Below are 21,931 nucleotides of genomic sequence, written 5' to 3'. Positions count from 1 at the left end.
CTCCGTCGGCAACGCATCACCTATCTGCAGGCCGGAGCGCAGGATGTAGTTCTTAATCTCGGTCATCGTCGCCTCCGCCTGAGTGGCGGGCGACGACATCAGCGTGGAGTAGGGACCGTGAGGGATGATCGGCTCATCGGTCGTGAGTGTGATGTTCGTCTCTTTGTCTGTGGTGACGGTTGCCTGTGGTGTGGATGCTCTGTTCACGGTGCTGCTTTTCTTGGTGTCAGCCATGGTTCTTGCCCTGTCAATCATTGTTGATTACTACGATGTGATTCCGCTCCTCGAACGACTCGCCCCAGCAGTGGGGCGAGGGCTGCGATTGTCTTGCCTGCGAGGTTGTGAGTGGTCTGGACGCCCTGACTTCTGCTACAGTCATCCTACCAACGTCAGACATAAGACGTCAGACATCAGGAGAGAATCAATGGCGATCACGACTCCGGCCGGCTCCAGCCGCCGGGACTTCATCAGGCTGACCGGCACCCTCGGAATGGCTGCTGGTCTGGCTGTCAGCCTTGCGGCCTGCGGTGGTAGGGGCAAGACCTCGGGTGGTGCGAAGGCCAGCGGCGTGGCTGCCGATCAGGAGGTCACCCACAAGGACGGTGTCATCACCGCAGGTATTTCCTACGAGCTGGGCACCAACGGCTACGACCCGATGACGACGTCGTCGGCTCTGACGGTCGCTGCCAACTGGCACACTCTGGAGGGGCTCACCGAGCTCCACCCGGCCACCCGTGAGGTGTACGCGGCTCTGGCGGCGGAGATGCCCAAGAAGGTGGACGACACCACCTATGAGGTCGCGCTGCGTAAGGACGCGAAGTTCTCCGACGGCTCGGCCGTGACTGCCGACGACGTCGTCTTCTCCTTCACACGCGTGCTCGACCCGGCCAACAAGTCGCTGTACTCCCAGTTCCTGCCCTTCATCGACAAGGTGGAGGCCAAGGACGCAGGCACGGTGACCATTAAGCTCAAGTACGCCTTCTCCCTGGTGGCCGAGCGTTTGAGCGTGGTCAAGATCGTCCCCAAGGCGATCGTTGAGGCGGACGCCAAGAAGTTCGACATGAACCCCGTCGGAAGCGGTCCCTACAAGATGACCGACAACGGTGCCGGCAGCCAGAAGCTCGTCTTCGAACGCAACGACAAGTACAACGGCCCTCGCCCGGCGCTGGCCAAGTCCATGACCTGGCAGATCCTGCCCGACGACACCACCCGCACCAACGCGATGACCTCTGGCTCCGTTCAGGCCATCGACGCCGTCCCGGCGGCCAACCTCAAGACGCTCAAGGATCCGGTTAAGGTGGCGGCGCAGCAGGGCTTCGGGCTGCTCTTCGCCATGTTCAACCACACCACCTTCTCCAACGTCAAGGCCCGGCAGGCGGTGCTCTACGCGCTGGACTACGCCAAGATCTGCGACACCGGCATGGCCGGCCTGGCGACGCCGGCGACCTGCTTCGTCCAGGACGGGCACCCCGCGTACAAGAAGGCTAAGACGGTCTACTCCAAGGACGCAGCCAAGGCCAAGTCGCTCCTGGCGGAGGCCGGCATCACGACCATCAACCTGCTGTGCACGGACCACGGCTGGTTCTCGGCCGTCAGGCCCATCATCCGTGAGAACCTCGAGGCCCTGGGGGTGACGGTCAAGTACGACGAGAAGAAGTCCGCGGACACCTACTCCTTCATCGACTCCGGACAGGGCACGTGGGACGTGCTGATCGCTCCCGGGGACCCCTCGGTCTTCGGTAATGACGCGGACCTGCTCATGCGCTGGTGGTACGGCGGCGATGTGTGGACCGAGACTCGGATGCACTGGAAGGGGTCGGAGAGTCAGGTCGCGGTCCAGGGGCTGCTTGAAGAGGCGGTCAAGCTGGAGGGCGACAAGCAGGTCGCCAAGTGGCGGGAGATCTTCGACAAGCTCTCCGAGGAGGTGCCGCTCTACCCGATCTTCCACCGCAAGGCTCCGACGGCCTATGACTCGACGACGTTGGAGAACTTCAAGCCGATCGCGCTGACCGGTCTGTCCTTCGTGGGGACGGGGTCGTCCAAGTCCTGAGGGTCGTGTGTGGGCGGTGCGGCAGTCACCAGCGGGTGCCGCACCGCCCGTGCCGTGCTCATGGCGTCATGCGTCCGAGATGAAAGCAACGGACTTGCAATCTGACGTCAGACATCAGACAATCGGCGTGGCGGCTCGCTCTGCGGCTGCCATGCCACCCAGCCGCCACCTCAGGCGGCAGGACGCTAACGCAAAGGAGCATTTCAGTGTCCAACCTCATCCGCCTGATCGGACGGCGCCTGGTCGCGCTGCCGGTCATGGTGCTGGGCGTGACGCTGCTCGTCTTCGTCGTCATGTCATTCTCCTCGGCGGACCCAGCGCGTCTTGCGCTGGGCGAGTCGGCCACGCCTGACGCCCTCGAGCAGTACCGAGTCGCCCACCATCTCAATGATCCCCTTCTCCAGCGGTTCTGGGAGTACCTCCTGGGTCTGATCCACGGCGACCTCGGCACCTCCTTCACCGGCGTCAAGATCACCGGCATGGTGGCCGATGCGTTCCCGATCACGCTCCAGCTGACCTTCATCGGAATCTTCGCAGCCGTCATCGTGGCCACGATCCTGGGAATCATCGCGGCCCTCTACCGCGACAAGTGGCAGGACCAGGTCATCCGCGTCATCTCCATCGCGTGCCTCGCCACCCCGTCCTTCTGGCTCGCCCTACTGCTCATTCAGTGGTTCTCCGACATTCCGGGGGGAACGGGGACCTTCCCCGCTCTGGTGTCCGAGTGGGTTCCCTTCAGCGAGGATCCGGGAACGTACCTCAATCAGATCTTCCTGCCGGCCCTGGCCATCGCGGTGCCCAACGCCGGCTCGCTCACCCGTGTGGTGCGTACCGCCATGGTTGAGGAGCTCGACCGCGACTACGTGCGCACCGCCATCGGCGGCGGTATTCCCAAGAACGTCGTTGTGGCCCGCAACGTGCTGCGCAACGCGCTCATCACTCCGCTGACCGTGCTGGGACTGCGCATCGGCTACGCCATGGGAGGCGCCGTCGTCATCGAGATGATCTTCAACATCAAGGGAATGGGCCAGCTCATCTTCCAGGGCATCACCCGCAACGACGTGAACATCGTCCAGGGTGTCTCCATCACGGTGGCACTGGCCTTCATCATCATCAACATCGTCGTTGACATGCTCTACGTCCTCGTCAACCCACGAATCAGGAGCATCTGATGCTGCACCGCTCCACACTGGATAAGGCCTCGCGGCCCGGGCTGCGCTTCCAGGGCTGGAAGGCGCTTCCTGTCGGCTCCAAGATCGCCATCATCGTGCTGGGCCTCATCGCCCTGGTCGCCATCCTGGCTCCCATCATCGCCCCTTACTCTCCCGGTGCCACCGGACTGGCGGAGACCAAGACGACCTCCTACATCGAGGGCGTCGGTGAGGTGACCTCCTCCGATCCTGTCGTCGCCCCGTCCGCGTCGCACCTGTTCGGGACGGACGGCACCGGTCGTGACATCTTCTCCCGTGCCGTCTACGGCGCCAGGGTCTCGCTGGTCGTGGGCCTGACGGCCACTGGCCTGGCCCTCGTGGTGGCCTCGGTCCTCGGCGCCATCGCCGCCACCTCCCGCAAGTGGATCGCTGAGACGCTCATGCGCGTGCTCGACGTCGTCATGTCCTTCCCGGGAATCGCTCTGGCGGCCGTCCTCGTCTCGGCGATGTCGACCCGCCTGCCGATGCTGCCGGTCATCATCGTCTCCATCGGCATCCTCTACATCCCCCAGCTCACCCGCGTGGTGCGCGCCAACATCATCTCCCAGTTCGGAGAGGACTATGTGGCCGCCTCCAAGGTGATGGGTGCCCCGGTGCCGTGGATCCTCCTCAAGCACGTGGCCCGCAACTGCATCGCCCCCATCATGGTCTTCGCGACCGTCCTGGTGGCTGACGCGATCGTCTTCGAGGCCTCGCTGTCCTTCATCGGTGCGGGCATCAAGTCCGTCAACACCCCGACCTGGGGCAACATGCTCTCCGAGGGCAAAGAGCTGCTCCTGTCGGGCCACTGGTGGCCGACCTTCTTCCCCGGCCTGCTCATCCTCATCACCACCCTGTGCCTCAACGTCCTGTCCGAGGGGCTCACCGACGCGATGGCCTCGCCGCGCATCAAGGCCAAGCCCGACGTCCAGGCCGATGAGGAGGCCATGGAGGCCCAGGAGACCCTGGAGGCCTGGGACGACGCCGCCGAGGCGGTGGTCGCCAACGCCTCCGTCGCCGATGGTGATGACGCCACGAACGGGCTCAGCTCGCTGACCGGCGTCGTCGCTCCTGCAGCAGAGGACGTTTCTCTGTCCGAGCGGCTCAGCTCCCTGCGGGTGGCCGAGCTCGCCCGGAAGGACCGGCTGGTCTACGACGACACCGGTGAGGACCCGGTCCTGGAGGTCAAGAATCTCTCGATCGCCTTCCCCGAGCAGCACGGTGAGGTCAACATCGTCGACGGCGTCTCCTTCTCCGTGCGCCCCGGCGAGACCATGGGACTGGTGGGGGAGTCCGGCTGCGGGAAGTCCATCAGCTCGATGGCCGTCATGGGGCTGTTGCCTCCCTCGGCCCGGCTCTCCGGTGAAATCCTCTTCAAGGGGCGCAACATCCTTAAGATGACGCCCGCCGAGCACAACGCACTGCGCGGTCACGAGATGAGCATGGTCTACCAGGACGCCCTGTCCTCGCTGAATCCCTCCATGCTCATCCGCACCCAGATGGCTCAGCTCAGCGCGCGAGGAGGCACTCGTAGCGCTTCCGAGCTGCTCGAGCTGGTGGGGCTCGACCCCAAGCGCACGCTGCGCAGCTATCCGCACGAGCTCTCCGGCGGTCAGCGCCAGCGCGTTCTCATCGCCATGGCGCTGACCCGCGACCCCGCCCTGGTCCTGGCCGACGAGCCGACGACCGCCCTGGACGTGACCGTCCAGAAGCAGGTCATCGACCTGCTCAACGAGCTGCGTGAGAAGCTCGGCTTCGCGATGGTCTTCGTCTCGCACGACCTGGCCCTCGTGGCCAAGCTGGCGCACCGGATCACCGTGATGTACGCGGGCCAGGTGGTGGAGCAGGCGCCCACCAGCGAGCTGCTGGCCAACCCGGTTCACGAGTACACCCGGGGCCTTCTCGGGGCCGTGCTCTCCATCGAGGCCGGCTCCAAACGGCTCCACCAGGTGCGAGGGGTCGTCCCCTCACCCAGCGAGTTCGTCAAGGGAGACCGGTTCGCCCCGCGATCGTCCCACCCGACGGTCGGACTTGAGACCCGTCCGGTGCTCAAGCCCGTGCCGGGCACGACGGAGCACAGCTACGCCATCACCCCCGAGCTCGAGGCTCTGCTCGCGAAGGAGAAGCACTGATGTCGCCCAACACGTCTGCATCGTCCTCATGGAGCGAGGACCAGCCGGTCGTCGAGCTCAGGGATGTCAACGTCATCCACAAGTCCCGCACCGGCGGCCTGTTCAACCCGGACACGGTGCACGCGGTCAACAACGTCTCGCTGAGCGTCAAGCGCGGAGAGACGCTGGGACTCGTGGGGGAGTCGGGATGCGGCAAGTCCACGACCGCCCGAGTCATGGTGGGGCTGCAGCCGGTCACCTCCGGTGAGGTCATCTTCAAGGGCCGTCCGTTGGGGCGCTCGGCCTCGGACCGTCGCGAGCTGGGACGCAGCATCTCGGTGGTTTTCCAGGACCCGGCCACGGCCCTCAACCCGCGCATGATCGTGCACGACGCGCTCATCGACCCGCTCAACGTCCACGGAATCGGGTCCTCCAGGGAGCGCGAGGCCCGGGTTCGCGACCTGCTCCACCTGGTCGGGCTGCCCCCCAGCGCACTCAACGTGCTGCCTCGGCAGATCTCCGGTGGTCAGCGCCAGCGCGTCGCCATCGCCCGAGCGCTCGCTCTGGATCCCGACATCATCGTGGCCGATGAGCCCACCTCCGCCCTGGACGTCTCGGTGCGCGCCCAGGTGCTCAACCTCCTCCAGGACCTCAAGGCCTCCTTGGGACTGGGGCTGGTGTTCATCAGTCACGACATCAACACGGTGCGCTACGTCTCGGAGCGGATCGCCGTCATGTACTTCGGCAAGATCCTCGAGATCAACACCACTGAGGAGATCTTCAACAACCCTCAGGAGGAGTACACGCGCACTCTGCTGTCGGCAGTGCCCTCGCTGCTCGATGTCTGAGTAGCCGGCTCCGGCCGCTGCCTGCGCCAGCACCTCCAGGTGAGGGGCGGACCCACTCGGGTCCGCCCCTCACCTGTCTATCGGTTCCGTTTAAGAGGGGGATTGTTATCTATGTCGATGCTGGTAGAGGTGGGGTGCTGCTGTGGTGATTGCGAGAGATTGCTCTTCCGATCTCGTATGAAATCTGAGCGTGTGAGCATTGACTTCCGGGTCACATGTCATGTAGATTACTTTTATCAGTTCAGAGAGGAGCTGATAGCGGCACACACAGCCGCCAACAAAGGTGTTGAATGTAAAGGAGGGTCTCCTATGTATGTCACAGCGCCATGGCGTGTGACCACGACGGCGCGTCGCCAGTCCGTCGTGCGTGAGGGTCGGGGCCCGTCCTTGATTCGCCTCTGACCAGCTGGTGAGAAACCAGGGGTCGTGTCAGGGGCGAGTGAGGCGCGGTAAGCGCTCCTCTGGTGCCGCCTCATCGCGGCGAAGCATGAGGTGATGAGAAAGTCGAGACGCGCGTGAGTCGCTGAAGCCGAGCGCGTCTGCGATCAGACGCATTCTTGATGAGGCCGGCCCATGATGTTGGGTGCGGAATTCCAGGGATTGCGATCCACACAGTGACTGATGGGTACTTCTATGCCCATTTTAAGAAACAGGTGACAAGTGACTGAGTCAGTCTGTGCCGCATTGCGGCTTGATGAAGAAATCCTCGACTCTGAGACAGGAAGCATCTCCTGTGAGTTCCGGTCGAGGTCCGACGGTAACCTCTTCGCGCTGCGGGGAGCTGACGGGGTCGGTCTTGAGCTGCGCATCGTCGGATCGTCTCTCGTGTACGAGGCGACGGTTCCAGGCAGGTGGAGCAAGCTGGAGGCTGAGGACGTGCGCTCGCTCGACGACGGGCGCTGGCACAGCGCCGTCGTCACCGTCAGCTCTGCCGGTACCCGCCTCTACCTCGACGGCTACCAGGTCTTCTGCGGTACCACCACGGCCTTCCTCAAGGACCTTTCCGAGCTGAGGCAGGCCGTCGTGGGGCAGGGGGGTAGTCCCGAGGTCACAGCCTTCACGGTGCACCCCCGGGTGCTGACGGCCAGAGAGGTCCTCGCCTTGTCCAAGCGAGCCGAGCCCCTGGTCGAGGTCGCCGCCAACCGGCTGAGTCCGCATGACGTCGCCCGCTTCGCCGACGTGCGGCACGGCTCCTTCTGGCTGCGCTTCCGGGTGAGGGGACGGATGCAGCAAGGAGCCCTCCTCGCCGCCGGCGGACACGGGCGCGAGCAGCTCACCGTGTCCGTGGGGCCCGAGGGGATCACCTACACGGCCGTGAGCACCGAGGGAGAGCGCAGGGAGGTCAAGGCCACAGGCGCCTGGAGTGACGGCGGCTGGCACGAGGTCGTGATCGCCGTGGGGCACGGCGCGGTCGAGCTCTACGTCGACGGCTTCCGTGAGACGCACGCCCCTGGCGAGTTCTTCCTCGCAGGGGTCGAAGGGCTCGACGAGATCGTCGTCGGCCAGGACTGCGAGGGGGTGCGTCTGTCCGGAGAGGTCCAGCGAGCGGGGCTCTACGACTACGCGCTCAGCGACGCGCAGATCAAGCGCTTGTCCGAGGTGGAGCCGATCGAGACCGACGCCCTGTTCGACCGCGGCTACTGCGGCTCGGCCTCCTACCGGATCCCCTCCCTGCTGACACTGTCCTCCGGCACCATCCTGGCCGGGGCCGACCAGCGGGTCTCCAACGCCAACGACTCTCCCAACGACATCAACTTCGTCGTGCGCCGGTCCCTGGACGCAGGACGGAGCTGGGAGCCGGCGAGCACCGTCATCGACTGCCCGGGAAGCGGGGAGGACGCCTCTTCGGTCATCGACTCCTGCATGGTCCAGGATCCGAGCACCGGACGGGTCTACGTCCTCATCGACCACTTCCCAGGAGGGATCGGACAGCCCAACTGCTGGGCGTCAACAGGATTCGACGAGCACGGCAGGCGACTGCTCAGAGACCTCGACGACGGACGCTACGTCGTCGAGCCCGATGGCGCGGTCACAACGCTCGAGGGCCAGAGCACTGAGTTCCGAGTGCTGGACGACGGCACGGTGCTGCGTGACGGCAACCCGGCGGGCAACATCGAGCTGGCCCCCGGAGCGGACCCGGCCGAGACCCTCCTGGCCATCCCCACCAGCTACCTGCAGATCGCCCACTCCGACGACGACGGCCTCACGTGGAGCCGGCCGCGGGACCTCAACCCCGAGCTGAAGCAGCCGTGGATGAGGTTCCTGGGAACCTGCCCGGGTAACGGCATCGCCCTGAGGAGTGGCCCTCACGCCGGACGCCTCATCGTTCCCCTCTACTTCAACAACGACCAGAACTGGCTGGCGATGTGCGCCACGGTCGCCTACTCCGACGACCACGGCGAGACCTGGCAGCTCGGTCACGGTCCCAACGAAGGGCGGCAGACCCCCCAGGGCGAGCTCGACCCGCAGACCTTCGTTGACGAGACCTGGTCACTGCACGAGGCCGCAGTGGTCGAACGACACGACGGCGTGCTCGTGCTGTTCATGCGCAACCAGCACCCCCGTGGGCGGGTCGCCGTCAGCGAGTCCCACGACGCGGGACAGACCTGGGGGCCGATCCGCTTCGATGAGGCGCTTCCCGAGATCTGGTGCCAGTCCAATGCGATCAGTCTGCCCTCGCCCGAGGGGGAGGACCGCATCGTCTTCGCCAACGCCTCGCTCATGCTCCCGTTTCGAGGCTGCGGAGTCATTCGGCTCAGCCTCGACGGCGGACGCAGCTGGAAGCACTCGCGGACCTTCAACCCCGGGCACTACGTCTACCAGTGCATGTGTGTCCTGCCCGACGGCAGGATCGGGATCCTCTGGGAGAACGAGTGCCAGGGTCTGTACTTCTCACGCCTGCCCCTGAGCTGGTTTTCCGACGAACTCGAGACCGTCGATCCCCGTCAGCCCGAGTCTCAGGACTCACTGTCATGACGATGAATCACCCGTTATCCATGCCCCACTTCACCACCCACCCGTCATTCCCCGTTCAAAGGAGAACTGTTATGACTCCCTCCACCCCTGTCTCGTCCCACTCGGCCTCCGCACTCAGTCGTCGCGGCTTCATGGTCCTGGGAGGCATCGGCATGTGCGGCGCACTGGCCGCATGCGGCGGTAAGGACTCCGCCGAGGACGAGGGGACCGGGCCTCTGCGCGGCACGGTCACCATGTGGTCCTCCTTCACCCAGGGTCCCCGCGCGGACTGGATGAAGAAGATGGCCGAGGAGTTCCACGCGAAGAACCCTGATGTCACCGTCAAGATCGAGCAGTTCTCCTGGTCCGAGTTCAAGACGAAGTGGACCACTGGACTGACCGCGGGCCAGGTGCCGGACATCTCCACGGCACTGCCCAACGACGTCGTGGAGATGATCAACTCCGAGGCCCTGGTGCCGCTGGACAAGGTCATCGACTCCATCGGTCGGGACCGGTTCCCCAAGCAGGCGCTGGCCGAGGGGCAGTCGGATGGAAAGTCGTACTCCGTGCCCATCTACTCCCACGCCCAGGTGATGTGGTACCGCAAGGACGTGCTGAGCTCCAAGGGGCTGTCCGTTCCCACGACCTGGGAGGACCTGGCCAAGGCGGCCAAGGCCATTGGAAAGTCCGACAGCCTCTACGGACTCTCCGTGCCGCTGGGGACGGGGGACATGCTGGGAGCCCGCTACCTCAACTTCTATGTGCGTTCCGCCGGCCAAAGACTGCTCAAGGACGACGGGACGGCCAACCTCACCTCCGAGGCCGCTCTGGGCGGCATCAAGTACTGGACAGACCTGTACAAGTCGGTTTCCCCGGAGGGATCGCTGGACTACGCGGTCCTCGACCAGGCGACGCTCTTCTACCAGGGCAAGACCGCCTTCGACTTCAACTCCGGCTTCCACATCTCCGGGGTGGCCAAGGACAGCCCCAACCTGGTCGACTCCATTGCTGCGGCGCCTCTTCCCCGTATGAAGGCCTCCGACCCGGCGAACTACCCGGCCGAGGTGTCCAACGTGCCCCTGGTGGTGTGGGAGGCCTCCAAGGTCAAGCGGGAGGCCAAGGCCTTCCTGGAGTTCCTGTTCACCAAGGACAAGTACATCGAGTTCCTGCACTCGGTTCCCGGCGGCATGCTGCCGGTCCTCAACGACATCGCCAAGGAGCCGAGCTACACGAACAACGAGACGATCACGAAGTACTCCGACTCCATCAAGGTGATTCAGGACCAGGTGGGTGTCGGCAGTGCTATCGGCATGGAGAAGGGCCCGCTCGTCCAGGCAGGAGTCCTCACCAGTCAGGGGCTGATCGAGAAGATGTACCACTCGATCATCATCGACAAGACCGATGTCGAGGCCGCCGCCAAGGACTGCGAGAAGAAGCTCAACGAGGCCTTCAAGGCCGCCGGAGCCAGCATCAAGTGACTCGGAGACGCGGTGGGGAGAGGAATCTCCCCACCGCCCAGTCCGAAAGGTGAGCTCATGACTCGAATGAAGCGAATGAACTGGACGGGCGTCGTCTTCGTGGCGCCATCAATACTCATTGTTCTTGCCCTGCTGATCTACCCGGTGTTCTCAAGCATCTGGTACTCCTTCACCGACAAGCACCTCTTGCGCCACAGCTATCACGTGGTCGGTCTGTCCAACTACACCGACCTCCTGGCATCCTCCAGCTTCTGGAACGCGTTCGGGGTGTCGATCAAGTGGACCGCGGCGTCGATCATCGGCCAGCTCGCTGTGGGCCTGGTTCTGGCGCTGGCCCTGGACCGGGTGCCCCGGGGGTCGGGGGTGTTCCGGACACTCCTCATCGTGCCCTGGGCGTTCCCGGCGATCATCACCGCGTTCGCCTGGAAGTGGATCCTCAACGACGTCTACGGGTTCCTGCCCAATCTTGCGACCACTCTCGGTCTCACTGACAAGAACATGGCATTACTGGGCAACCCCTCAACAACCTTCTGGGTGGCGTTGCTCATCAACATCTGGTTCGGCGCCCCGATGTTCATGGTGAACATCCTCTCCGCTCTCAAGACCATCCCTCAGGAGCAGTACGAGGCGGCCATGGTGGATGGTGCCTCTGGGCTACAGAGGTTCAGGTTCATCACGCTGACCCATATTCGGGAGGTCATCGGCCTGCTGGTCATCCTGCGCACCATCTGGGTCTTCAACAACTTCGACATGCTCTTCCTCCTGACGGGCGGAGGTCCGGGGGAGAGAACGACGACGCTACCGATCTTCGCCTACCAGGAGGGCTGGAATCTGCGGCAGCTCGGGGTCGCCTCCACCGTGACGATCCTGCTGCTCCTCTTCCTGCTGGCACTGGCCTTCGGCGCCTTCAGGATGCTCAACCGCTGGGAAAAGGAAAGGGGCTGAATCATGCGACGTGCTGGTCGTGGCCCGTGGGGTACCGTATGCGTGTATCTCATTCTCATTGTGGCTGCTTTCGTTGCGGTCTTCCCGCTCGTATGGGTGGTCTCCTCATCGTTCAAGACCTCCCACGAGCTCGCGCAGAACCCGTTGCAGCTGTTCTCGAGCTCGCCGACCCTCGAGCACTACCGCAAGGTGGTCGAGGAGATCGGGTTCTTGACGAACCTGAAGAACTCACTGCTGATCGCAGGCTGTTCGACAGTCATTGCGGTCGTGGTCTCATTGCTGGGCGCCTACGGGATCGTGAGATTCTTCCCCCGTGTTGGCAAGCAGCTGACCAAGCTTCTCATCGGCACCTACATGTTCCCTCCGATCCTGCTCGCCATCCCGTACACCATCACGATGGTGAAGCTCGGCCTCATGAACAGCTATGTCGGGCTCATCATCGCCTACCTGTCGTTCTCGATCCCCTATGCGATCTGGATGCTCATCGGTTTCTTCCAGACGGTCCCCATCGGGGTGGAGGAGGCGGCAGCTGTGGATGGGGCCAGTCGGTTCCGGGTGTTCTGGCAGATCTCGGTCCCGATCATCCTTCCGGGGATCGTGGCCACTGCCGTGTACACCTTCATCAACACCTTCAACGAGTTCCTCTACGCGCTCCTGTTCATCACCGAGTCGGACAGGATGCCCGTCGCAGTCGGCCTCTACTCTCTCCAGGGGTCGGAGGTTCTTGACTGGGGAGCCATGATGGCTGCTTCCGTGATCGTGATCGTCCCATCGGTCGTCTTCTTCATGATCATTCAGAAGCACATCTCCGGAGGGCTCTCGGAGGGCTCCGTCAAGTAGCACTTCCGGGACCAGTCCCCGGTCCGCCTCCTGCTGCTCCGGTGCCTGTGACGTGAGTGATCGCATGCTCACAGGCACCGGGGTGGCGCCAACCGGGGGCATCTGCAACAATACCTCGTGACGTCAGATGTCAGACGTCCGATAACCTTTCAATGAAGAGAGTCACCACAATGGACAACCGTTTCACCGGCGTCATCCCGCCGGTTGTCACCCCTTTCACCGCCGAGGGCGAGGTTGACTTCGACAGCCTGGACAAGGTCGTCGAGCACCTCATCGCCGGTGGTGTCAACGGCCTGTTCGCCCTGGGATCCTCCGGAGAGGTCGCCTACCTCACCGACGCCCAGCGCGACGCCGTCATCGAGCGAGTCGTCAAGACCGCGGCAGGACGCGTCCCGGTGCTTGCCGGTGCCATCGACACCACCGCCCACCGGGTCATCGACCAGGCTCGCCGGGCTGCCGCCCTGGGCGCCGAGGCGATCGTGGCCACCTGCCCGTTCTACGCGCTCAACGACGCCGAGGAGATCAAGGCCCACTTCCGCGCCATCGCCGCGGCCATTGACGTCCCCGTCTTCGCCTATGACGTTCCCGTGCGCCTCGGCGGCGCCAAGCTCGGTTGCGACCTGCTCGTCGAGCTGGGCAAGGAGGGCGTCCTGGTCGGTGTCAAGGACTCCTCCGGCAACGACGTCGCCTTCCGCAGGCTGGTTGCCTCCAACGAGGCCGCCGGCCACCCCCTGGCCCTTCTGACCGGCCACGAGTGCGTCGTCGACGGCATGCTCCTGCTGGGCGCCGACGGCCTCGTCCCCGGATACGGCAACGTGGACCCGGTCCGCTACGCCCAAATGTGGAAGGCCTCCCGCGAGGGGGCATGGGATCAGGTGCGCCGCCTCCAGGACGAGGTGTGTGCCGGCTTCGAGATCGTCTTCGTGCCCCAGGGCCGCTCGGCCGACGCGACCGGTATCGGAGCCTTCAAGACCGCCATGGAGGCGATCGGGATCATCGCCACCAACGAGATGGCCTTCCCCGTCAAGGCTCTCGAGGGTGAGACCAAGGAGCGGGTCCTGCAGATCGTCAAGGCCCAGGGCCTCATCTGACGTCCCGACGGCTGCATGCCCGTGGCCGTCATCTTGGCTGCCACGGGCATGCAGCCGCCATCGCAACGGCGAGGCCTCGATCCTCCTCTCAAGCGGCCTCCCGCGGCCGCCCTCATCCCCTCTACTTTTCAACCCGGCGCGCCAGCGCCCAACCTCCCGTCGGAGAGCGTCATGAGTCAGGATGTCCTCCCATCCGCCCCCCTCAACCCACCACCATCGTCGCCCAGCCAGGATCCGCTCGTCGTCGGACTCGACCTGGGCGGCACCAAGATGGCCGCCGCACTAGTCGACTCCTGCGGAACTCTGCAAGGACCGGTGAGCTCCTGCCCGACCCCGGCTCACGAGGGCCCCGCGGCCATGCTCAACGCCATCAGCGGCCTGATCGCGACGGTCATCGAGACCGGAACGCACCAGGAACTCGGCAAGGCCGCGGCGATCACGGCGGTCGGGATCGGCACCGCCGGCGTCGTCGACGTCGAGCGCGGGACCATCCTGTCAGCCACCGACGCCATCACCGGATGGGCTGGCACACAGGTCGCCGCCGGTATTCAGAAGCGGCTCGCCGGCCAAGGGCTGGGTGAGCTGCCGATCCACGTCGAGAACGACGTCGACGCCTATGCCGCAGGAGAGGCCTGGCTCGGTGCCGGCACCGGGGCCGAGGTCGTCCTCATGGTGGCGGTGGGAACCGGGGTCGGCGGAGCTCTCGTCATCGAGGGGCGAACCCGCAGGGGTGCCCACCACGTGGCCGGCGAGATCGGTCACGTCCCCGTCCCCGGGGCCCAGGGCGAGCCCTGCACCTGCGGCAGGACGGGGCACCTGGAGGGCATCACCGCGGGGCCGCAGATCCACCGCCGCTACCTGGCCAAGGGCGGAGACCCCGACGTCCTCGACGCCCGCGGGGTCGAGGAGCGCGCCGCTGCGGGGGACGATATCGCCGCGGAGGTCTACCGCGACTCGGCCGCCTGCCTGGGCAGGGCCCTGGCTGGACTGGTCACCGTGATCGACCCCGACGTCGTCGTCGTCTCCGGCGGCCTGGCCCGCGCCGGCCACCTGTGGTGGGAGCCCCTGCGGCAGACCTTCGCCGCAGAGATCATCGACCCCCTGGCCCCCATCAAGATCCTTCCCGCCACGCTGGGGACCACCGCGCCGATCGTCGGCGCGGCTCGCGGTGCCCTCGCACTGGCCGCCAGCAACGACAACCACCGCCCCTAGCCTCACGCCTCGGGCCCCATCAGACAGGACACACCTATGACCGAGCAGTCACCCTCACAGTCGTCAACGCAGGCGCAGGCCGCCTCCGCGGGGATCCACCCCGTCCTGGAACGCCTCAAGGGAGGACTCATCGCCTCCGCCCAGGCCTACCCGGGCGAGCCCATGCGCGACCCGCGCACCATGGACCAGGTGGCTCAGGCCTGCGTCGCCGGCGGCGCCGTGGGCATCCGCGCACAGGGGCTGGCGGACCTGGCCCTCATCTGCCAGCACGTCGACGTCCCCGTCATCGGCCTGTGGAAGGACGGGCACGACGGCGTCTTCATCACCCCGACCCTCACTCACGCCATCGCCGTGGCCGCCACCGGAAGCCAGATCGTGGCACTGGACGGCACTCGGCGCCCCCGCCCCGACGGGCTGAGCCTGGCCCAGACCGTCGAGGGGCTGCGGCAGGCCCGCCCCGAGGTCCTCGTCATGGCCGACTGCGGCTCCCTGGATGACGCCAAGGCCGCACAGGACGCGGGAGTGGACATCCTGGGGACCACCCTGGCCGGCTACACCGGGGAGCGCCCCAAGACCGACGGACCCGATCTTGAGCTCGTCGACCAGGTCGTCGGTATCGCGGAGGTTCCCCTGGTGGTTGAGGGCAGGGTCCACACGCCCGCGCAGGCGGCCGCCGCCATGGAGCACGGGGCCTTCGCCGTCGTCGTCGGTACTGCGATCACTCACCCGACGACCATCACCTCGTGGTTCGCGGGCGCGCTGCCGGGCGCCTTGCGGAAGGGATGAACGGAAGGGCGCAAGGAAACGGCGCCGTTCCGCGAGTTGCTCTGCGTGTGACGGATGTGACTGCTGTGGCGCGAATGTGCGAATTGTTACTCGCTACCCAGCGCGACACTCCGGTCTGACCTGACAAACCCAAGGTTTTATGCGTAGCGTTGCCAGAAGTGGCACCACACAAGGGTGTCCGTCCACGATCGAGAGGGAAGACATGTCCGTCAACCGCACCGAGCTCATCGCCGCCATCGCCGAGAAGGCCGGCCTGACCAAGACCGACGCCGACGCCTTCCTGGGAGCCTTCCAGGATGTCCTCGTTGAGAACGTCGCCAAGGGTGAGGCCGTGAAGATCACCGGCCTCATGGGTATCGAGCGCGTCGAGCGTGCCGCACGCACTGGCCGCAACCCCCGCACCGGTGAGGAGATTCAGATTCCCGCCGGCTACGGCGTCAAGGTCACCGTTGGCTCCTCGCTGAAGAAGGCTGTCGCCGAGTGATACGTGGGGCCGCGCCCCTGACATCCTGATTCCGGCCCGTTGCCGCCCCGTCGAGGCGTGGCAACGGGCCGAATCATGTTCTCGCTGCGGTGTTCTCCTCATCGGGCTGATGATGCTCAGGGAGGTTCTCCTGGAGGAAGTCGGGATCGGTGATCTCCTCCTTGTGGCGGAGGGCTGAATGGGCGGGGGCTTTTACAGTGGAAACATGTCTGCTTCCACATTCGCGGTGAGCTCGCCCGACGGTACAGGCGCGGTGACGGCACTGGCCGGGGCTTCGCCCGCTCCTGCCTCCGTTCCAGCGCTTCAGATGAGGGGGCTGGTCAAGGTCTTCGACCGCAAAGTCGCGGTGGATCGGCTGAGCCTCGACATCCCCGTGTCCAGCTTCTACGGCATCGTCGGCCCCAACGGGGCGGGAAAGACGACCAGCCTGTCGATGGCCACCGGACTGCTGCGTCCCGATGCCGGTCAGGTATTCGTTCATGGCGTTGACGTGTGGATGCAGCCTCAGCGGGCCAAGACCCTTCTGGGGGTCCTGCCCGACGGGCTGCGCACCTTCGACCGTCTCAACGGTCTTGAGCTCGTCACCTACTCCGGACTTCTGCGCGGGCTCGAGCGCGACGTCGTCGTGCCCCGGGCGACCGAGCTGGTCAAGGTGCTGGGGCTGTGGGAGGCCGGAACCACCCTGGTCGCCGACTACTCGGCGGGTATGCGCAAGAAGATCCACCTGGCCTGCGCCATGGTGCACTCGCCCTCCATCCTGGTTCTGGACGAGCCCTTCGAGGCCGTCGACCCGATCTCGGCCCAGACGATCCAGGCGATCCTGCGGGACTACGCCGCCGCCGGCGGCACGGTGGTCATCTCCAGCCACGTCATGGCCACCGTGCAGCGCCTGTGCGACCACGTGGCCATCATCAACGCCGGCCGGGTGGTCGCTGCGGGAACGACTGAGCAGGTCGCCGCAGGCGCAGACCTCGAGCAGCGCTTCACCGAGCTGGTGGGGGGCCAGGTGCGAACGGAGGGGCTGTCATGGTTGCGACCCTCGTCAAGCTGAAGTGGCGCCTGACCCTCAATGCCCTGACCAAGAACGTCTGGGCCATCGTCGGGACCGTGTTCGGGGCCCTCTACGGTGTCGGGGCGCTTGTCATGGTGCTGGCCGGCGCCGTCGGGCTGGGGCTGAAGGCCGATGCCGACGTCATCATGCTGGTGCTCGGGGCTCTCGGGGCGCTGCTGGTGGCCGGTTGGGCCGTGGTGCCACTGCTCGTCACCGGGGTCGACTCCACCCTGGACCCTCGCGCCATGGCGGCCTGGGCCGCTCCGTCCAGAGGGTTGGCGCTCGGCCTGCTGGCCGCCGGCGCCGTGGGGATCCCCGGTTGCATCACGGCTGCCGTCTGTCTCATTCCGGTCCTCACCTGGCTGCTGGCGGGCCAGCTCGCGGCGGCGCTCCTGGCGCTGCTGTGCGCTCCGGCCGCCCTGGCCACCTGCGTCCTGCTGTCCCGGATCATCGTGACAGCCGCAGGCGTCTCCGCCTCACGCCGGGGGCGTGAGGCGACAGCGATCATCACCTTCGTCGCCTTCATGGTGTGCACACAGCTGCCGAATCTGATCCCCCGAATCCTCGGGGACGATCCCTCCGATTTTCTTCAACGGCTCAGTGGTGCCGCCAAGGTCATGGGGCTGAGCCCCTTGGGGTGGGCCTTCGCGGCCCCCGGTGTCATGGCCACGGGATCCGTGATGCCGGCTCTGGCTCTGGCGATCGGCGCCTGGGTCCTCCCCGTGATCCTGTTTCCCCTGTGGCAGCGCGTGGTGGGCAAGGTGATGACCTCTCCGGGGACGTCGCACACCCGGACGCGGGCCTACGCAGCTGGTGGTGCGGGTTCCGACGCACGGCAGCAGGGCCTGCCCGACGTGCTGCCGTGGGCCCGCAGGCTCGGCGCCGCCCTGCCCGCGCCCGCCGCTGCTGTGGCGGCCCGCAGCCTGCGCTACTGGCGCACTGATCCCAGGTACCTGGTTCAGTTCGTGTCCGTCCTGATTCTGCCCGTTGTGCTCGTTCTGGGTCCTGCTCTCAACTCCAGCCGATTCGCCGCCGGCGACAACGGTCAGCCGGTCGACATCAGCTTCGCCCTCGGGCACGCACCGACTGCGCTGCTGTTCATGGCGCCCGCCCTGGCCGTCTTCATGGGGTGGGCGATCCACGATGACCTCGGCCTGGACTCCACCGCCCTGTGGAGTCATATCAGCGCCGGGATCAGCGGAGCGCACGACCGTCTGGGGCGGGTGGTCGGGGCGGCCGTGTGGCAGGTTCCCGCACTGGTTGCTATCGACCTGCTCATGGTTGTGTGGACAGGCCGATGGGAGGCGCTCCCCGCCGTCACCGGCGCCTGCCTGGCCCTCTATGGCTGCGCGCTGGCCTGGTCCTGCCTCGCCAGTGTCCTGCTGCCCTACGAGACACTCGCCCCCGGGGACAGTCCCATGCGTTCGCGGACCTCGGGGACGGCCTTCCTGGCCGCGCTCATTCAGATGGCGGCGATCCTGCTTCTGCTGGCCGTGTGCTCCCCGGTCCTGGGGGCGGCGATCTACGGCGTCGTCCAGGCGGCGCCGGTGTGGGGGTGGGCGGCGCTCGTCGCGGGGATCGTGTGGTGCGGTCTGCTGCTGTGGGGCGGAGTCGTCATCGGCGGGCGGGCTCTGGACCGGCGAGGACCTCAGGTTCTCGCCACGATCCGCACCTGGCCGGGACATGCCCAGCCGGTGTGATCGCGCTGGTCACACCACGATGGAGTGATTGATTCTGATGACTCAGGGTAGGGTTGCTTTAAAGTCGCTCACTCAGGTAGCGGCTCCCAGGGATTAGTAAACTCCCCACCACCAGTTGTTGTGTCAGAGAGGACATCACCGTGCAGCTTGTCATTCTGGATTCCGCGCAGGCGATCGCGCAGCGGGCGGCCGACGAGATTGAGGCGCTGCTCAAGGACAAACCAGCAGCTGTGCTGGGGACCGCGACCGGTTCCTCACCCCTGCCCCTGTACGACGAGCTCACCGCTCGCTGCGCCGCCGGCCGCCTCAGCTTCGCCGAGGTCACTGGATTCATGCTCGACGAGTACGTCGGCCTGCCCGCCGGGCACCCGGAGCGCTACGCCACCTTCATGGAGACCAATCTGCGCTCCCGCGTCGACATGCGCCCCGGCGCCCTCCATGGCCCGGACGCGCTGAGCGAGGACCTCGAGGCGGCCTGCCGGGACTACGAGGCGCAGATGGCCGCGGCCGGATACTGCGACCTGCAGATCCTCGGCATCGGCTCCGACGGGCACATCGGGTTCAACGAGCCCGGCGGCGCCCTCGACTCGCGTACGCACCTGGGCGAGCTCCACGAGCAGACCCGCCGGGACAACGCCCGCTTCTTCGGCGGTGACGTCGAGGCCGTGCCCACCCAGTGCATCACCCAGGGGCTGGCGACCATCATGGAGGCCCGCAAGCTGGTCCTCATCGCCACCGGCGAGGGCAAGGCCGAGGCCATCGCCCAGCTCGTCGAGGGAGAGGTCAGCGCCCAGTGGCCGGCGACCGTCATGCAGCGCCACGACGACGCCCTCGTCCTGGTCGATCCCGCCGCCGCCAGCTGGCTCACCTCGACGCACTGACGACGGCGGGCTCTCCTCAAGGGAGAGCCTTCCCACAGGGGCGGGGCGGGCCGCTGCCGGTGCGCGCTGTCCGACCTACACTGGGCGGCATGACAGACGTCCTCGCCAGTGCCGATCCCGGATCGCCCGGGGCCCCGACCGACCCGGCCGCCGAGCCCACCCAGGGCGTCGGTACGGCTGTCCTGGAGCGCGAGGAGCTCCAGTCGACCGATGACGGCGATGCTGACCGCTTCGCCCACTACGTCCGCAAGGACAAGATCGCCGCGGCCGCTGTCACCGGGCGTCCCGTCGTCGCCCTGTGCGGCAAGGTGTGGACGCCCGGGCGCGACCCGTCGAAGTACCCGGTGTGCCCCACCTGCAAGTCCATCTACGAGGAGATGCGCAACGGGGAGGGCTCCGGCGACGGCAAGGGGCCTCGCTTCCCCCGCTTCCCGTTCGGGCGAGGCGGTCGGTGAACGCCGCCCGCGGCGGCCAGGCGACCCACCCCACCCCGACGCGAGCCTCGACGTCGGCGGCCCAGAACCTCTCCCCGGCCTACCCGCGCCGCGCCGCCTGGGGGACCGCCGGTTCACTGCGTGCCTGGCAGGCCGCCGCGCTGGGGCAGTACCTGGAGACGATGCCCCAGGACTTCCTGGCGGTGGCCACCCCCGGGGCCGGCAAGACGACCTTCGCGCTGCGAGTGGCCACCGAGCTGCTCAGCTCCGGCGACGTCCACAAGGTGACGATCGTCTGCCCCACTGAGCACCTCAAGTACCAGTGGGCCGAGGCCGCCGCCCGCGTCGGCATCCATATCGACCCGTCCTACTCCAACTCCCAGGGGGCGCTCGGCTCGCGCTTCGACGGCGTCGCCGTGACCTACGCCCAGGTGGCCGCCAACGCCAACCTGCACCGCGCCCGCACCGACCAGGCCCGCACCCTGGTCATCCTTGACGAGATCCACCACGGGGGAGACGCCTTGAGCTGGGGCGACGCGATCCGGGAGGCCTTCACCCCGGCGCGGAGGCGACTGGCCCTGACCGGAACACCCTTCCGCTCCGACACCTCCCCGATCCCCTTCGTGCGCTACAAGGAGGACGCCTCCGGGGCGAAGCGCTCCCAGGCGGACTACTCCTACGGCTACTCCGACGCGCTGCGCGACGGAGTCGTGCGCCCGGTGATGTTCATGTCCTACTCGGGGCAGATGCGGTGGCGCACCAAGGCCGGCGACGAGGTCGCGGCGCGCCTGGGCGAGCCCCTCACCAAGGACCTGGAGTCCCAGGCCTGGCGCACCGCGCTCGACCCGGCAGGGGAGTGGATCCCCGCGGTCCTGGCCGCCGCCGACCAGCGCCTGACCGAGGTACGCCGCCAGGTCCCCGACGCCGGAGCCCTCGTCATCGCCTCCGACCAGACCAAGGCACGCGCCTACGCCAAGCAGCTGCGCGCCATCACCGGCGAGGCCCCCACCGTGGTCCTCTCCGACGACAACGGAGCCTCCAGCCGCATCGAGGCCTTCTCCGCCTCCACCGACCGCTGGCTGGTGGCCGTGCGCATGGTCTCCGAAGGGGTGGACGTACCCCGCCTGGCCGTGGGCGTCTACGCCACCTCCACCTCCACCCCGCTCTTCTTCGCCCAGGCGGTGGGGCGCTTCGTGCGCTCGAGGGCCAGGGGGGAGACCGCCTCGGTGTTCCTCCCCTCAGTCACGCCGCTGCTGGCCCTGGCCGGGGAGATGGAGGTGGCCCGCGACCACGTCCTGCGCCGCCCCGACTCGGCGGCTCAGGAGGACGCCCTGTTCAACCCCGAGGACCGGCTGCTCGCCGAGGCCAACAAGGCTGAGAACGCCTCGGCCGAGCTGCTGCCGGGCTTCGAGGCCATGGACAGCCAGGCAGAGTTCGACCGTGTCCTCTTCGACGGCGGCGAGTTCGGCACCGGCGCCATGGTGGGCAGCATCGAGGAGCAGGAGTACCTGGGACTGCCGGGCCTGCTGGAGCCCGAGCAGGTGACCGCCCTGCTGCGCCAGCGCCAGGACAAGCAGATCGCCTCCCAGAAGAAGCAGGCCGCCGCCGAGGCGCAGAGGCGCAAGAACTCAGGCGTCGACGACGCCCGGCGCCGGGCGGCGGCCCGTAAAGAGCTCTCCCAGCTGGTGGCCGCCTGGGCCCGCCGCTCGAGCCAGCCTCACGGCGTCGTCCACAACGAGCTCAGGCGCGTGTGCGGGGGGCCGGAGGTCGCGGCGGCCTCCACCGAGGAGATCGAGAAGCGCATCCAGACCCTGCGACGTTGGTTCGTCGGCAAGCGCTGAGAAGGAGCGCCGGCCAGGGGCGGGATGCGCCCCT

Annotated in this window: 17 protein-coding genes and 1 pseudogene; 17 read left to right on the top strand and 1 reads right to left on the bottom strand. The window is 66.6% G+C overall.

Annotated features, from left to right (window positions below; all coding sequences use genetic code 11):
• A pseudogene (locus tag BKH20_RS07785) lies at positions 1-234 on the bottom strand (GntR family transcriptional regulator); the annotation flags it as partial.
• Between the two features lie 190 nt (positions 235-424).
• Between BKH20_RS07785 and BKH20_RS07780 the strand changes: the two are divergent.
• The 17 genes from BKH20_RS07780 to BKH20_RS07700 all read left to right on the top strand — a co-directional run bounded on the left by BKH20_RS07780 (position 425) and on the right by BKH20_RS07700 (position 21,897).
• Positions 425-2,050 carry an ABC transporter substrate-binding protein gene (locus BKH20_RS07780; protein WP_075390580.1) on the top strand — a complete coding sequence of 542 codons (1,626 nt, stop codon included), beginning with the start codon at positions 425-427 and terminating at the stop codon, positions 2,048-2,050.
• A gap of 206 nt (positions 2,051-2,256) precedes the next feature.
• Complete coding sequence (locus BKH20_RS07775) at positions 2,257-3,222, top strand: ABC transporter permease (protein ID WP_070659191.1); 966 nt, start codon at positions 2,257-2,259, stop codon at positions 3,220-3,222.
• Positions 3,222-5,372 (top strand): dipeptide/oligopeptide/nickel ABC transporter permease/ATP-binding protein, encoded by a 2,151-nt coding sequence (locus BKH20_RS07770; RefSeq protein ID WP_075390579.1) that lies wholly within the window; start codon positions 3,222-3,224, stop codon positions 5,370-5,372. The genes BKH20_RS07775 and BKH20_RS07770 overlap by 1 nt, the downstream gene beginning before the upstream one ends.
• The gene (locus tag BKH20_RS07765; RefSeq protein ID WP_070659194.1) at positions 5,372-6,199 is read left to right on the top strand and encodes an ATP-binding cassette domain-containing protein; all 828 of its coding nucleotides are present in this window, start codon (positions 5,372-5,374) and stop codon (positions 6,197-6,199) included. Before BKH20_RS07770 ends, BKH20_RS07765 begins: the two co-directional genes overlap by 1 nt.
• 660 nt (positions 6,200-6,859) lie before the next feature.
• A complete protein-coding gene (locus tag BKH20_RS07760; RefSeq protein WP_075390578.1) occupies positions 6,860-9,175 on the top strand; it encodes a sialidase family protein in 2,316 nt (771 codons plus the stop codon).
• 71 nt (positions 9,176-9,246) lie between these two features.
• On the top strand, positions 9,247-10,632 hold the full coding sequence (locus BKH20_RS07755) for an ABC transporter substrate-binding protein (protein WP_075390577.1): 1,386 nt from the start codon (positions 9,247-9,249) through the stop codon (positions 10,630-10,632).
• A gap of 57 nt (positions 10,633-10,689) precedes the next feature.
• On the top strand, positions 10,690-11,577 hold the full coding sequence (locus BKH20_RS07750; RefSeq protein ID WP_178388574.1) for a carbohydrate ABC transporter permease: 888 nt from the start codon (positions 10,690-10,692) through the stop codon (positions 11,575-11,577).
• Between the two features lie 60 nt (positions 11,578-11,637).
• The gene (locus BKH20_RS07745) at positions 11,638-12,417 is read left to right on the top strand and encodes a carbohydrate ABC transporter permease (RefSeq protein WP_256693089.1); all 780 of its coding nucleotides are present in this window, start codon (positions 11,638-11,640) and stop codon (positions 12,415-12,417) included.
• A gap of 170 nt (positions 12,418-12,587) precedes the next feature.
• Complete coding sequence (locus BKH20_RS07740) at positions 12,588-13,508, top strand: dihydrodipicolinate synthase family protein (RefSeq protein ID WP_075390574.1); 921 nt, start codon at positions 12,588-12,590, stop codon at positions 13,506-13,508.
• Between the two features lie 171 nt (positions 13,509-13,679).
• Positions 13,680-14,720 carry an ROK family protein gene (locus BKH20_RS07735; RefSeq protein WP_075390573.1) on the top strand — a complete coding sequence of 347 codons (1,041 nt, stop codon included), beginning with the start codon at positions 13,680-13,682 and terminating at the stop codon, positions 14,718-14,720.
• Between the two features lie 36 nt (positions 14,721-14,756).
• On the top strand, positions 14,757-15,506 hold the full coding sequence (locus BKH20_RS07730) for an N-acetylmannosamine-6-phosphate 2-epimerase (protein ID WP_075390572.1): 750 nt from the start codon (positions 14,757-14,759) through the stop codon (positions 15,504-15,506).
• Between the two features lie 202 nt (positions 15,507-15,708).
• The gene (locus tag BKH20_RS07725) at positions 15,709-15,990 is read left to right on the top strand and encodes an HU family DNA-binding protein (RefSeq protein ID WP_003783064.1); all 282 of its coding nucleotides are present in this window, start codon (positions 15,709-15,711) and stop codon (positions 15,988-15,990) included.
• A 205-nt stretch (positions 15,991-16,195) separates the two neighbouring features.
• Positions 16,196-17,041 carry an ABC transporter ATP-binding protein gene (locus BKH20_RS07720; protein ID WP_075390571.1) on the top strand — a complete coding sequence of 282 codons (846 nt, stop codon included), beginning with the start codon at positions 16,196-16,198 and terminating at the stop codon, positions 17,039-17,041.
• Positions 17,017-18,741, top strand: a complete 1,725-nt coding sequence (locus BKH20_RS07715; protein ID WP_075390570.1) for a transporter — start codon at positions 17,017-17,019, stop codon at positions 18,739-18,741. Before BKH20_RS07720 ends, BKH20_RS07715 begins: the two co-directional genes overlap by 25 nt.
• Before the next feature lie 140 nt (positions 18,742-18,881).
• The gene (gene nagB, locus BKH20_RS07710) at positions 18,882-19,622 is read left to right on the top strand and encodes a glucosamine-6-phosphate deaminase (protein WP_075390569.1); all 741 of its coding nucleotides are present in this window, start codon (positions 18,882-18,884) and stop codon (positions 19,620-19,622) included.
• An 89-nt stretch (positions 19,623-19,711) separates the two neighbouring features.
• Positions 19,712-20,077 carry a DUF3039 domain-containing protein gene (locus BKH20_RS07705; RefSeq protein ID WP_004565276.1) on the top strand — a complete coding sequence of 122 codons (366 nt, stop codon included), beginning with the start codon at positions 19,712-19,714 and terminating at the stop codon, positions 20,075-20,077.
• A complete protein-coding gene (locus BKH20_RS07700; protein ID WP_075390568.1) occupies positions 20,074-21,897 on the top strand; it encodes a DEAD/DEAH box helicase in 1,824 nt (607 codons plus the stop codon). The genes BKH20_RS07705 and BKH20_RS07700 overlap by 4 nt, the downstream gene beginning before the upstream one ends.
• Positions 21,898-21,931 lie beyond the last annotated feature (34 nt).

The organism is Actinomyces oris (genome assembly GCF_001937445.1).
GTDB classification, from domain to species: Bacteria; Actinomycetota; Actinomycetes; order Actinomycetales; family Actinomycetaceae; genus Actinomyces; species Actinomyces acetigenes.
This window is presented reverse-complemented; position numbering and strand designations above follow the sequence as displayed.